The organism is Dankookia sp. GCM10030260, from assembly GCF_042666655.1.
Lineage (GTDB): Bacteria > Pseudomonadota > Alphaproteobacteria > Acetobacterales > Acetobacteraceae > Paracraurococcus.
Window position 1 is genome coordinate 61,315 of the sequence record NZ_JBHTDE010000003.1, and the last position, 11,703, is coordinate 73,017.

Annotated in this window: 12 protein-coding genes and 1 tRNA gene; 5 read left to right on the forward strand and 8 right to left on the reverse strand. The window is 68.4% G+C overall.

Going from position 1 to position 11,703, the window contains the following annotated elements:
• The 3 genes from zapE to ACFQS7_RS11900 all read right to left on the reverse strand — a co-directional run bounded on the left by zapE (position 1) and on the right by ACFQS7_RS11900 (position 3,370).
• Positions 1-1,173, reverse strand: a complete 1,173-nt coding sequence (gene zapE / locus ACFQS7_RS11890; RefSeq protein WP_380067288.1) for a cell division protein ZapE — start codon at positions 1,171-1,173, stop codon at positions 1-3.
• A gap of 407 nt (positions 1,174-1,580) precedes the next feature.
• The gene (locus ACFQS7_RS11895; protein ID WP_380067289.1) at positions 1,581-2,171 is read right to left on the reverse strand and encodes a c-type cytochrome; all 591 of its coding nucleotides are present in this window, start codon (positions 2,169-2,171) and stop codon (positions 1,581-1,583) included.
• A 2-nt stretch (positions 2,172-2,173) separates the two neighbouring features.
• Positions 2,174-3,370, reverse strand: a complete 1,197-nt coding sequence (locus tag ACFQS7_RS11900; RefSeq protein ID WP_380067290.1) for a PQQ-dependent sugar dehydrogenase — start codon at positions 3,368-3,370, stop codon at positions 2,174-2,176.
• A gap of 204 nt (positions 3,371-3,574) precedes the next feature.
• Here ACFQS7_RS11900 and ahcY point away from each other — a divergent pair, with 204 nt between their 5' ends.
• On the forward strand, positions 3,575-4,987 hold the full coding sequence (gene ahcY, locus ACFQS7_RS11905) for an adenosylhomocysteinase (RefSeq protein ID WP_380067291.1): 1,413 nt from the start codon (positions 3,575-3,577) through the stop codon (positions 4,985-4,987).
• A gap of 39 nt (positions 4,988-5,026) precedes the next feature.
• Here ahcY and ACFQS7_RS11910 read toward each other — a convergent pair whose 3' ends face one another.
• Positions 5,027-6,106, reverse strand: a complete 1,080-nt coding sequence (locus tag ACFQS7_RS11910; protein ID WP_380067292.1) for a TRAP transporter substrate-binding protein — start codon at positions 6,104-6,106, stop codon at positions 5,027-5,029.
• Positions 6,107-6,296: 190 nt separating this feature from the next.
• Between ACFQS7_RS11910 and ACFQS7_RS11915 the strand changes: the two genes are divergently transcribed.
• Entirely contained in the window at positions 6,297-6,710 is a 414-nt protein-coding gene (locus ACFQS7_RS11915; protein ID WP_380067293.1) for a DUF4149 domain-containing protein, read from the forward strand.
• A gap of 879 nt (positions 6,711-7,589) precedes the next feature.
• Here ACFQS7_RS11915 and ACFQS7_RS11920 read toward each other — a convergent pair.
• Entirely contained in the window at positions 7,590-7,943 is a 354-nt protein-coding gene (locus ACFQS7_RS11920; RefSeq protein WP_380067294.1) for a winged helix-turn-helix transcriptional regulator, read from the reverse strand.
• Between the two features lie 89 nt (positions 7,944-8,032).
• On the opposite strand from ACFQS7_RS11920, the gene ACFQS7_RS11925 reads away from it, so the two are divergent.
• Positions 8,033-8,782: an SDR family NAD(P)-dependent oxidoreductase gene (locus ACFQS7_RS11925; protein WP_380067295.1), complete on the forward strand. Its 750-nt coding sequence runs from the start codon at positions 8,033-8,035 to the stop codon at positions 8,780-8,782.
• A 78-nt stretch (positions 8,783-8,860) separates the two neighbouring features.
• A complete protein-coding gene (locus tag ACFQS7_RS11930) occupies positions 8,861-9,283 on the forward strand; it encodes an ester cyclase (RefSeq protein WP_380067296.1) in 423 nt (140 codons plus the stop codon).
• Positions 9,284-9,389: 106 nt separating this feature from the next.
• On the opposite strand, the gene ACFQS7_RS11935 is transcribed toward ACFQS7_RS11930, so the two are convergent.
• Positions 9,390-10,037 (reverse strand): CoA transferase subunit B, encoded by a 648-nt coding sequence (locus tag ACFQS7_RS11935; protein WP_380067297.1) that lies wholly within the window; start codon positions 10,035-10,037, stop codon positions 9,390-9,392.
• Between the two features lie 29 nt (positions 10,038-10,066).
• A complete protein-coding gene (locus tag ACFQS7_RS11940; RefSeq protein ID WP_380067298.1) occupies positions 10,067-10,795 on the reverse strand; it encodes a CoA transferase subunit A in 729 nt (242 codons plus the stop codon).
• Between the two features lie 138 nt (positions 10,796-10,933).
• Here ACFQS7_RS11940 and ACFQS7_RS11945 point away from each other — a divergent pair.
• Positions 10,934-11,009, forward strand: a tRNA-Ala gene (locus tag ACFQS7_RS11945).
• Between the two features lie 282 nt (positions 11,010-11,291).
• On the opposite strand, the gene ACFQS7_RS11950 is transcribed toward ACFQS7_RS11945, so the two are convergent.
• Complete coding sequence (locus ACFQS7_RS11950) at positions 11,292-11,657, reverse strand: hypothetical protein (RefSeq protein WP_380067299.1); 366 nt, start codon at positions 11,655-11,657, stop codon at positions 11,292-11,294.
• Positions 11,658-11,703 lie beyond the last annotated feature (46 nt).

Below are 11,703 nucleotides of genomic sequence, written 5' to 3' on the forward strand. Positions count from 1 at the left end.
TTATGTCAAGTGGGCCATCGCCAGGTAGTCCTGGCTCTGCATCTCCATCAGCCGGCTCGCGGTGCGCTCGAACATCGCCGCATTCTCGCCCTGCTCGTACAGCAGGTCGGGCGGCGCCGCGGCCGAGGCGACCAGCTTGCAGCGATGCTCGTAGAGCGCATCGACCAGGGTGATGAAGCGCCGGGCGCGGTCGAAATTCTCCGGCCCCAGCCGCGGCACCCCGTCCAGTACCAGGGTGTGCGAATGCGTCGCCAATGCCAGGTAGTCGGCCGGGCCGAGCGGCTTGCCGCACAGCGCGTCGAAATCGGCGCGGACCACGCCGCGCGCCTCCTCCGGCAGCTGCACCGCCCGGCCGAGCACCCGCAGCGTGCACGGCTTGCCGTGCGCCACCCCGGTGAGGTCGAGGAAGGCGGCGTCGAGCGCCCGTTCGGCCCTGCCATCCGCCGGGCTGTGCCAGGTCGGCAGGCCGCGGATGCGCTCCCGCCGGTAGTCCCGCTCGGCCGCCAGGGTCAGCACGACCAGCCGCTGCTTGATCAGGGCGATGAAGGGCAGGAAGGCGTCCCGCCCGGGCTTGCCCTTGAACAGGTCGTCGGGCGCGGTGTTGCTGGTCGCCACCACCACCACGCCGCGGGCGAACAGCGCCTCGAACAAGCGCCCGAGGATCATGGCGTCGGTGATGTCGTGCACCTGGAATTCGTCGAAGCACAGCAGCGCGGCCTCGGCCAGGATGCTGTCGGCCAGTGGCGGGATCGGGTCGGACTGGCCGGGATTGGCCTGCTTCCAGCGGTGGATGCGCTGGTGGCAGTCCTGCATGAACTGGTGGAAATGGATGCGCTGCTTGCGGGGCACCTCGGCGCAGGCGAAGAACAGGTCCATCAGCATGGACTTGCCGCGGCCGACCTCGCCGACGAGGTAGAGCCCCTGCGGGGTGGAGTTCTCCGCTTCCGGCACCGGCTTGCGGCGGAAGAAGCGGGTCAGGAAGCCGCCGGGCTCGGGCGGTTCGGTCTGTGGCTCGTAGCCGCGCAGCCGGCGCCAGAGATCCTGCAGCGTCTCCGCCGCCATGGCCTGGGCCGGGTCGGGCTTCAGCAGGCCGCGGGCGATGCGCGCGCGGTAGGCGGGCAGGGGGCCAAGGGGCCGGGCCTCGGCGGGAGGGGAGCTGGCATTCGCGTCCATCACGGCCCGGGATAGACCCGGGCGTGGCGGGCGACAACCGGGAGCGGCGGTTCCGGGTTGCTTTCGGGCGTGCTGGATGATAGGACTATAAGCCGCAAACGCCCCCGGTGCGCCTGCGGGCCGGGAAGCCCGGTTGAAGATTTCAAATCCGGAAATCCAAAAGGCCGCGGCGCGGGACGGCAGCCCGAAGCCGGGTTTCCCCATGAAAGGGCCGGACCGGCCTCAATGATTTTGAGGCGGAAGGGGGGGAATTTCAGGGTTGAGGTCGTTCAGATCCTGAGAGCCCGGCCCATGAGGAAGAAAAGGCCAGGGCGGAGGTATCCTCCCTGGACCCGCCTCTGTTCCCGTGGGCTTCGCACCTGCCGCGTGGCGATGGGGAGGAGATGCTTCTTCCTCCCCATCCTGCCTTACTTCTGCCGTGCCAGGTAATAGGCCAGCAGGGCCACCTGTTCATCCGTCACGCCATACATCACGGCGTTCATGCTGGTATCCGTCCCATGCCTGCTGCCGTCGCGGTAGCCGAGCATGGCATGCACCAGGTAGTCCTCCCGCTGCCCGGCAAGCCGCGGCATCTGTGCCCGGCCGCGGTAGTCCGGCAGGTGGCAGACGCCGCAGCGCAGCGCCTCCGACAGCGTCGCGCCTTCGGCCAGCTTTGCCGGGTCGCCATCGGGCCCGCCGGCGGGCGGGCCCGGGTGCAGGGACAGGTAATAGGCGGCGATGTCCTCGACCTGGCCGTCGGTCAGGCCCTGCGCCAGCTCGTTCATCGGCGGGGCGATGCGGATCCCCTCCCGCATCAGGATCAGCTGCAGGGTGATGAACTCGTCCGTATGCCCGGCGAGCGACGGGATATTGGGCAGCGAGGACACGCCGGCGGCGCCGTGGCAGGTGCCGCATTGGCGCTCACGCGCCAGGGCCTCGCCGCGGCCCGGATCGCCGGCCGCCGCGGCGGGAAGCGCAACGGCGGCGGCCAGGAAGGCCGCCGCCAGGGATGCCCGCATCCTCACTTGGAATAGGTGATGCGGTAGATCGCGCCCATCTGCTCGTCGCTCACCAGCAGGGACCCGTCGGGCATCTGCTGCACGTCGGTCGGCCGGCCGAGGAAATTGGCGCCGTCCAGCAATCCGCCCAGGAAGGGGCGCATGGTCGGCTTGCCGGCGGCATCGAGCGTGACGTTCACCACGTCGTAGCCGACCCGCTGGGTGCGGTTCCACGAGCCGTGCCGCGCGACGAACATCGAGTTCTTGTATTCCGCCGGGAACATGTCGCCGGTGTAGAAGCGCATGCCGAGCACCGCGGTATGCGCGCCCATCAGCAGCGCCGGCGGGGTGAATTCCGAACACGGCCGGCCCTTCACGTCCGGGTCCTGCATGGTGCCCATGTGGCAATAGGGGAAGCCGAAATGCTGGCCCATGCCGGTGACCACGCCCAGGCTGTCCTGCGGCTCGTCCTCGCCGGCCCAGTCGCGGCCGTTGTTGGTGAACCAGAGCTGGCCGGTGACGGGGTGGTGCGCCATGCCGACGCTGTTGCGGACGCCGCGCGCGACGACCTCGCGGCCCGAGCCGTCCGGGTTGTAGCGCAGCAGCACGGCATGCCTGTTCTCGTCCACCGTGCAGATGTTGCAGGGCGCGCCGACCTGCATATAGAGCTTCCCGTCCGGCCCGAAGGTGGTGAACTTCCAGCCATGGTGCCCTTCGGTCGGCAGGGCGAAGGCGGCGGTCAGGTCCACCGGCGTGCCGGGGGCGTCGAGCTTCGATTCGATGCCGTCGTAGCGGAACACCTGGTGGATCGCCACCACGTAGAGCGCGCCGTCCTTGAAGGCGATCCCGTTCGGCTGGTTGAGGCCTGAGGCGATGGTGTGGACCTTGCCGTCCTTGGCCACCGCATACACCCGGCCGATGGTCCGCGTGCCGATGAACAGCGTGCCGTTGGCCCCCAGCGCCATCATCCGCGCGCCGGGCATGCCGGAGGCATAGAGCTCGGCCTTGAAGCCGGCCGGCAGGGTCAGCTTGCCGACCGGGACCTGGTCGGCCGGGGTGACGGTGAGCTTCGGCGCATTGGGGGCGAGCGGCGAGGCGGCTTGGCTGTCCGGCCGGCCCTGGGCCCAGGCGGGCGCGGGGGCCGGGGCGGGCTGGGCCAGGGCCATGGCCGGCCAGGCCAGCGCGGCGGCCAGGCCGAGTGCCTTCAATTTCAGCGACATTCGAGGATTCCTCCGCTTGGGCCCGCGCTTCGGGCCGTCAGGCATGACGATGGGGCGGGGCTTGCATTTGGGCAAGGCGTTGCGCGCAAGGCTCGATCCGGCTCGACCGCAGCCTCCGGCTCGATATAAAGACATGCTTATGTCTCGCGGTTGAAGCTGGTCTCCGCCCCCGCCGCGTGTTAGGCCACGCCCCACAGAACGAGGATGAAGACCATGGCCGCAGCCGCCGACTACCTGGTGAAGGACCTTTCGCTGGCCGATTGGGGCCGCAAGGAAATCGCCATGGCCGAGGACGAGATGCCCGGCCTGATGGCCGTGCGGAAGGAATACGGGGCCGCCCAGCCGCTGAAGGGCGCGCGCATCGCCGGCTGCCTGCACATGACCATCCAGACCGCCGTGCTGATCGAGACGCTGAAGGCGCTCGGCGCCGACGTGCGCTGGTCGTCCTGCAACATCTTCAGCACGCAGGACCACGCCGCGGCCGCCATCGCCGCCGCCGGCACGCCGGTCTTCGCGGTGAAGGGCGAGACCCTGCCGGAATACTGGGACTACGTGCAGAAGACGCTGGAATGGGCCGACGGCGGCGAGCCGAACATGCTGCTCGACGACGGCGGCGACATGACGCTGCTGGTCCACTACGGCCTGCGCGCCGAGCAGGGCGACGTCGCCTTCCTCGACAAGCCGACGAACGAGGAGGAGGAGGTCTTCTTCGCCCTCATCAAGAAGCTGGTCGTCGAGAAGAAGGGCTGGTTCGCCAGGCTCGCCGCCAGCATCAAGGGCGTCTCCGAGGAGACCACCACGGGCGTCCACCGCCTCTACATCATGGCGAAGGAGGGCAAGCTGCTGTTCCCGGCCATCAACGTGAACGACAGCGTCACCAAGTCGAAATTCGACAACCTGTACGGCTGCCGCGAGTCGCTGGTGGACGGCATCCGCCGCGGCACCGACGTGATGATGTCGGGCAAGGTCGCCATGGTCGCGGGCTTCGGGGATGTCGGCAAGGGCAGCGCCGCCTCGCTGCGCAACGCCGGCTGCCGCGTGATGATCTCGGAAGTCGACCCGATCTGCGCGCTGCAGGCGGCGATGGAGGGCTACGAGGTGGTGACGATGGAGGATGCCGCGCCGCGCGCCGACATCTTCGTCACCGCCACCGGCAACGTCGACGTCATCACCATCGACCACATCCGGGCGATGAAGCACCGCGCCATCGTCTGCAACATCGGCCACTTCGACAGCGAGATCCAGGTCGCCGCGCTGAAGAACCACAAGTGGACCAACATCAAGCCGCAGGTCGACGAGATCGAGTTCCCCGACGGCAAGCGCATCATCCTGCTGTCGGAAGGCCGCCTGGTGAACCTCGGCAACGCCACCGGCCACCCGTCCTTCGTGATGTCGGCCAGCTTCACCAACCAGACGCTGGCGCAGATCGAGCTCTGGGCCAACCCGGGCAAGTACGAGAAGAAGGTCTACGTGCTGCCGAAGCACCTGGACGAGAAGGTCGCCGCCCTGCACCTGGAGAAGGTCGGCGCCAAGCTGACCAAGCTTTCCCCGCAGCAGGCCGGCTACATCGGCGTGTCCGAGGCCGGCCCCTTCAAGGCCGAGCAGTACCGCTACTGAGCGCGGCCGGGGCTGGCCAAGGCCAGCCCCGGACCCTGCCTATCTGTTCATGGCCACGGCGAGGAAATTCGCCATCGAATCTTCCGATACCCGGAACCACTGCGCCTGTTCGTGGCGGTGCTTCTCCCAGTGGTCCCAGACACGGCGGAAACGCGGGTTCTGCTCGGCGATCTCGCCGTACAGTTCCTGCGTCGCCTTGTAGGCGCCGAGCAGTATCTCCCGCGAATAGGGCTTGAGCTGCGTCCCCGTCGCCAGCAGCCGCTTCATCGCCGGCGGATTGATCTGGTCGAACTTGGCCATGGACCAGTGCCAGACCTCGGCGCCGGCGGTCTCCATCGCCAGCCTATAGTGTGCCGGCAGGGCTTCCCAGGCCTTCAGGTTCACCATGATGTCGGTCGAGGGCGCATATTCCCACCAGCCGGGGTAGTAGTAGAACTTGGCGATGCGGTTGAAGCCCAGCTTCTCGTCGTCGTAGGGCCCGATATACTCAGCGGCGTCCACCACGCCGCGCTCGAGCGCCGGGTAGATGTCGCCCGGCGCCAATTGCTGCGCGACGACGCCGAGCTTGGTCATCACCGCGCCGGCCAGGCCGGCGATGCGCATCTTCAGGCCCTTCATGTCGTCCAGCGTGCGGATCTCGCGGCGGAACCAGCCGCCCATCTGCGCACCGGTATTGGTCGCCGGAATCGCCCAGACGCCCTGGTCGGCATAGACGTCGCGCATCACGTCGCGCCCGCCACCCAGGTGCAGCCAGGACCACATCTGCCGGCTGGAGGGGCCGAAGGGCACCGCGGTGCCGAAGGCCAGCGCCGGGTCCTTGCCGTAGTAGAACAGCGCCGGGGTGAAGCCGCATTCGATCGAGCCCTGGCCGACCGAATCCATCACCTGCAGCGCCGGGACGATCTCGCCCGGGCCGAAGGGGGTGATCTGGAAGGCGCCGTCGGTCAGGTCCTGCACCCGCCTGCAGAACAGCTCATGCGCCGCCCAGAGCGTGTCGACCGATTTGGGGAAGCTGCCGGGGCAGCGCCAGCGAAGCCTGGGCTGGGCAGCGGCGAGGTTGGGCGCGGACAGGCCGGCGGCGCCGGCAAGGCTGCCGGCGACGATGAAGCGTCTCTGCATCGTTGTTACCTCCCTGCGCCTTGGCCGGCGCGGGACGGAGGGTGCGAGCGACGGACCGGCGGAGACAACGGAATTCGTGACATCGACCGGATGACGCGCGCCTTGGTTGATGCCGCGGCAGCGTCGCCGCCGCAGGAGCGTGGTGGCGGCCATATTGCGCGCATCGCCGCCACCCCCATCTGGGTGCGGCATGATCCTGTCCGGCATCGCCCTTTTCGCCACCGCCCTGCTGCTGGGCGGGATGGCCTTCTTCGCGGTCGTCATCGCGCCGCTGGTCTTCACCCGGCTGCCACCCGAATGGTCGGGCCGGTTCATCCGGCAGGTCTTCCCGGTCTACTATTTGTGGGTGCTGGGGCTGTCCGCCGCCGCCGCGGTGGCGCTGCTGCCGCTGCGCGGCTGGGACGCGCTGGCGATGGCGGCCGTCGCGGCGCTCGGCACCTGGCTGCGGCAGGGGCTGATGCCGCGGATCAACCGGCTCTCGGATGCCGCCCAGGCGGGCGATGCGGCGGCAAGGCTTCGCTTCGACACGGCACACCGGCTGAGCGTGGTGCTCAACCTGGTGCAGATCCTGGTGGCGCTGGTGGTGCTGCTGCGCTTTGCCTGAACATGGAGGCGAGGTTGGGGAGGGAAAAGCATTCCCTCCCCAAACCCCACCCTTCCTTTCCGTCGGTCCGGAACCCGCTGCGCGGCAGCGGCCAACCCAGCAGAAGTCGCCGTCATGGAGCAGCCTCCCCACGACGAAGGCTGAGGCGTGAGGGACCCTGAAGGGACAGCAAGGATCCCCTTCGTGACCGAGACCGCCGATGACTGGAGGGAACGCCGCCGCGTGGTGCACGCCCGCCGGAGACCCGCCGGGACCGGATGAAGGCGGCCGAGGCCGAGCTGAAGGCCATTGACCGGGCCCTGGTGCTGGTCAGCCCCTCGATGGCCGCCGCCGATATCCGCGGGCGACGCCTCGGGCCGCATCCGCCGGGGCTGGCGGCATCCTCGGCCAACGAGAATGGCCGCCGCGGCCAAGGTGGCGCTGGACACGCCGGGCAGGCCGTCGACCTCCGCCGAGGCCGCGGAGCAAGTGCTGCGGGAGAAGGGCCTGGGGCCCGACGATCCACGCCTGCCGGCCTCATCAGCCGCGTGTCAGGGGCGATGAGCGATCGGGCGGCCAAGGGCAGGGTCGCCCGCCTCTTTGCCGCCGGGCCAGGGAAAGTCCTGATGTCAGGCGCGAACCCGATGAGGCCAGGCAGCCAGCCTGGATCATGCACACGAACAGCGAGCCGACTGTAAACCTCTGTTTGTGCCCGAATGCGTCGGGCTCCATCTCCGAGCGATCTTCGCAACGAGATCCGCGGCCTGGCCAGGCCCAGGGCTTTGCCCCCGCCGCGTGATCACGGCTCGCAGGGGACCGCCTCCCACCCATGTCCGCCGATGGGGGCAAGCCATGTGTCTCCCGGGACGCTGCCAACGGCGTACGTCGCGGGCATTTGGCTCAGGCGGTCTCTCCGACCGACGCCTGCAGCCTCTGCTCGACCTCTCCCCGATGCGCGTTTCCCCACGCGCACAGCGGAAGTAGCGCTTCGACCAGCGTCTCGCCGAAGGGCGTCACGGCGTAGTCGACCTTGGGCGGAACCTCGCGATAGTCGCGCCGAACCAGCACGCCCGCCTCGACCAGTTCCCGCAACTGCTGGATCAGCACCTTCTCGCTGATGCCTGCCACCAGACGCCGAAGGTCTCCGAAGCGCTTCGGGCCTGGGCGCAGGTGATAAAGGATCAACGGCTTCCACTTGCCGCCCATCACCGCCAACGCAACGTCTAGGCCGCAGTCGGAATCACTCGCGCTCATGGACCCCATCCTGCACTTACCATATGGTAAGTACTAGGTATCGAGTTAGCGCCCGTCCATATCGCCTTCCACGCAGGAAGGCGATGACGATGGGCAGGCTCGACAACAAGGTGGCGGTCATTACGGGCGCCAGCAGCGGCATCGGCCTTGCGAGCGCCAGACGCTTCGCCCGGGAGGGCGCGCGCGTGTTCATGACCGGTCGCCGGCAGCACGAGCTCGACGCTGCGGTGGCAGACGTCGGCCACGGCGCTCGTGGCGTCCAGGGTGACGTCGCAAGCCTTGCCGACCTGGACAAGCTCTACGACGTCGTGCGGGCCGAGGTGGGCCGGATCGACGTCCTTTTCGCCAACGCCGGTGGCGGCGGGTTCGCTGCCCTGTCCGACATGACGGAGGATCACTACGAGCGCACCTTCGCCACGAACGTGAAGGGAACGCTGTTCACCGTCCAGAAGGCGTTGCCCCTCCTCGTGGACGGCGCCTCCGTGCTCCTGACCGGCTCGACGGCTGCCACCACGGGCTCACCGGGCTTCAGCGTCTACGGTGCCAGCAAGGCCGCGATCCGCAGTTTCGCCCGCAACTGGATCCTGGATCTCGCACCGCGGCGGATCCGGGTGAACGTGCTCGTCCCGGGTGCCACCTCGACGCCGGGCCTGCACGGTCTTTCATCGAGCGAGGAGGCGAGGCAGTCCTTCGTCGCGATGATGGAGGCGCAGATCCCGCTCGGCCGGATGGGGACGCCCGACGAGACGGCAGCCGCCGCGCTGTTCCTGGCTTCCGACGAGAGCAGCTTCGTCAACGGCAGCGAACTCTTTGCCGATGGCGGGCAGGCGCAGATCTAGATCCGAGCCCATGAAGGTCGGCGGATATCGAGACCGGGCCGCCGAAGACCTGCCAATCGACCGTGCGGAGAATTCAAGATGCGTGACAACGAGACGATCATCCGCGAGCTCTACGCCGTCGCGGAAGGCAATCAGTTGGACATGGAGACGTTCGTTTCCGCCTTCTCCGACCATGGATCCATGACCGACATTCCCGCTGGGGCAACGCTTCGCGGGACGGCCATCGGGGACTACATCGGCGCGCTGACCACCGCATTCCCGGATATCCACCGCGAGTTGTTCAGGCTCTACGTCGCAGGCGACGTCGTCGTTGTCGAGCTCGCCATTCGCGGGACGCATCGAGGCGCGCTGTCCCTGCCTTCGGGAGCCCTGGCCCCGACGGGTCGGACGATCGACGTACCATGCTGCGATGTCTTCCACCTCGAGAACGGCAAGATCGCGTCGTTTCACTGCTACAACGCCGCTTCCGTGATGCGGCAACAACTCGGGCTCGGCGGCTAGCCCACTGGGAAGCTGAGGCTATCCCTGAACTGTGGGGACGCTGCTCCATGATGGCGGAAAACAGAGATGAGGCCAGGAAGGATACTTCCTTCCTGGCCTTGCCCGCTCAGTTCCGGAACGCGGTGGTGAAGCTCGCCTCGGTCTTGGACTGGACCTCCTCCAGCGTCACCTCGGGCGCCAGCTCGATCAGCCGCAGGTCGGTTTCGCCCTTGCGGGCGATCTCGAAGACCGCGAGCTCGGTGATCACCATGTCGACCACCCGGGCGCCGGTCAGCGGCAGGTTGCAGGCCTTCAGCAGCTTCGGCTTGCCGCCGGCGGTGTGCTCCATCAGCACCACCACCTTCTTCACCCCGGCGACGAGGTCCATCGCCCCGCCCATGCCCTTCACCATCTTGCCGGGGATCATCCAGTTCGCCAGGTCGCCGTTCGCCGCCACCTGCAGGGCGCCGAGGATCGACAGGTCGATATGCCCGCCGCGGATCATGGCGAAGCTGTCGGCGCTGCTGAAATAGCTGCTGGTCGGCAGCGCGGTGATGGTCTGCTTGCCGGCATTGATCAGGTCGGCGTCCTCGTCGCCCTCCAGCGGGAAGGGGCCGAGGCCGAGCATGCCGTTCTCGCTCTGCAATTGGACGTTGAAGCCGGCGGGGACGTGGTTCGCCACCAGCGTCGGGATGCCGATGCCGAGGTTCACGTAGAAGCCGTCCTGCAGCTCGCGCGCCGCGCGGGCCGCCATCTGGTCACGGGTCCAGGCCATGTTTCCGTTCCTTCGCTCGTGCCCTGGGGTTACGCCACGCCGCCGGCGGCGGCCGGCTCGCGCTTGCGGACGGTGCGCTGCTCGATGCGCTTCTCGTAGCCGGCCGGGCACTGGACCATGCGCTTGACGAAGACACCCGGGGTGATGACGTGGTCGGGGTCCAGCTCGCCCGGCCGCACCAGGTGCTCGACCTGCGCCACCGTCACCTTCGCCGCGGTCGCCATCATCGGGTTGAAGTTCCGCGCGGTCTTCCGATAGATCAGGTTGCCCTCGGTATCGCCCATCCAGGCATGGATGATCGCCAGGTCGGCGACGATGCCGCGCTCCATGACATAGGTCTCGCCGTCGAATTCTGCCGTGGGCTTGCCCTTGGCCACTTCGGTGCCGACGCCGGTCTTGGTGTAGAAGGCCGGGATGCCGGCGCCGCCGGCGCGGATGCGTTCCGCGAGCGTGCCCTGCGGGTTGAACTCGATCTCCAGCTCGCCGGCGAGGAATTGCTCGGCGAAGGTCTTGTTCTCGCCCACGTAGCTGCTGATCATCTTCTTCACCTGCCGGGTCTTCAGCAGCAGGCCGAGCCCGGCATCGTCAATGCCGGCGTTGTTCGAGACGATGGTGAGGTCGCGCACGCCGCTGTCGCGGATTGCCTCGATCAGCAGCGCGGGGATGCCGCAGAGGCCGAAGCCGCCGGAATGGATCATCATGCCGTCGCGCAGCAGGCCCGCGAGGGCCGCCTTCGCGTCCGGAAACACCTTGCCCATGCGCACCCCTCCTGGTTTCGGCCTGAAACGCCGGGGGCAAACTAGTCACGCGAAGCCGGCGGCGAAAGTCCCTGCGAAAGTCGTCCGCAACCCCTTGCAGACCTGCCGGGCCGGGGTTAAAAGCCGCCTCCTTCCTGGGGGGCCATAGCTCAGTTGGGAGAGCGCTTGAATGGCATTCAAGAGGTCGTCGGTTCGATCCCGATTGGCTCCACCAGTTTACCGAGAGGCCTGACCGCGAAAGCGGCCGGGCCTTTCGCGCATCTGGGCCCCGCACGCTTTCGCCATTCCGATCCGCGCCGCCGTCGCCGCAGCGGGCGCGATGGAAGAACCGGCTTCGGGACGCCGGCTTCACCCCGCCGGGCAGGGAGGCGGAGGCGCTGCGGCTTGCGCAGTTCCTGCCGCTCTCGGCCGCCACGACGCTGTCGCCGCTGGGGTGCGATGCCGGCGGCGCGGCGGCGGCCGGCCTGCTGGTTTGGTGACCGGAGCCTTGCCCCGCTCAGGCCACCGAGACCACCCGGTAGGAGAATTCCACCCCGTCCGGCTCGCGGATCGTCACATACTCCCCGGGGCGGAGCTGACCGGCATTGTGGATCGCCGCATGCAGCGGCGCGTCGGTCGCCGCCTTGCCAGGGAACAGCCGGATGGACCAGCTTTCGGTGTCGCCATCGAATTGCAGGTCGCCCTCCCGCGCCGGGCCGCCCGGCCAGATGCGCCGGGCCGGCCAAGCGCCGGGCCCGGCGCCCCAGGCCTCGGGGTCCAGGTGTCCGCCGGGCGTCAGTGGCGCCTCGATCTCGTAGCGGTGGACCGGACTGCCCTGCGGAAAGCCGGGACCTGCGGCCACCACCAGCGTTACCATAGGCATTCTGAACTCCACCCCTTCAGCCTTCGACCTGGGTCGGCAACGCTCC

Coding starts and splice junctions, on each gene's coding strand:
- zapE (WP_380067288.1), bottom strand. CDS start 1,173: ATGGACGCGAATGCCAGCTCCCCTCCCGCCGAGGCCCGGCCCCTTGGC.
- ACFQS7_RS11895 (WP_380067289.1), bottom strand. CDS start 2,171: ATGCGGGCATCCCTGGCGGCGGCCTTCCTGGCCGCCGCCGTTGCGCTT.
- ACFQS7_RS11900 (WP_380067290.1), bottom strand. CDS start 3,370: ATGTCGCTGAAATTGAAGGCACTCGGCCTGGCCGCCGCGCTGGCCTGG.
- ahcY (WP_380067291.1), top strand. CDS start 3,575: ATGAAGACCATGGCCGCAGCCGCCGACTACCTGGTGAAGGACCTTTCG.
- ACFQS7_RS11910 (WP_380067292.1), bottom strand. CDS start 6,106: ATGCAGAGACGCTTCATCGTCGCCGGCAGCCTTGCCGGCGCCGCCGGC.
- ACFQS7_RS11915 (WP_380067293.1), top strand. CDS start 6,297: ATGATCCTGTCCGGCATCGCCCTTTTCGCCACCGCCCTGCTGCTGGGC.
- ACFQS7_RS11920 (WP_380067294.1), bottom strand. CDS start 7,943: ATGAGCGCGAGTGATTCCGACTGCGGCCTAGACGTTGCGTTGGCGGTG.
- ACFQS7_RS11925 (WP_380067295.1), top strand. CDS start 8,033: ATGGGCAGGCTCGACAACAAGGTGGCGGTCATTACGGGCGCCAGCAGC.
- ACFQS7_RS11930 (WP_380067296.1), top strand. CDS start 8,861: ATGCGTGACAACGAGACGATCATCCGCGAGCTCTACGCCGTCGCGGAA.
- ACFQS7_RS11935 (WP_380067297.1), bottom strand. CDS start 10,037: ATGGCCTGGACCCGTGACCAGATGGCGGCCCGCGCGGCGCGCGAGCTG.
- ACFQS7_RS11940 (WP_380067298.1), bottom strand. CDS start 10,795: ATGGGCAAGGTGTTTCCGGACGCGAAGGCGGCCCTCGCGGGCCTGCTG.
- ACFQS7_RS11950 (WP_380067299.1), bottom strand. CDS start 11,657: ATGCCTATGGTAACGCTGGTGGTGGCCGCAGGTCCCGGCTTTCCGCAG.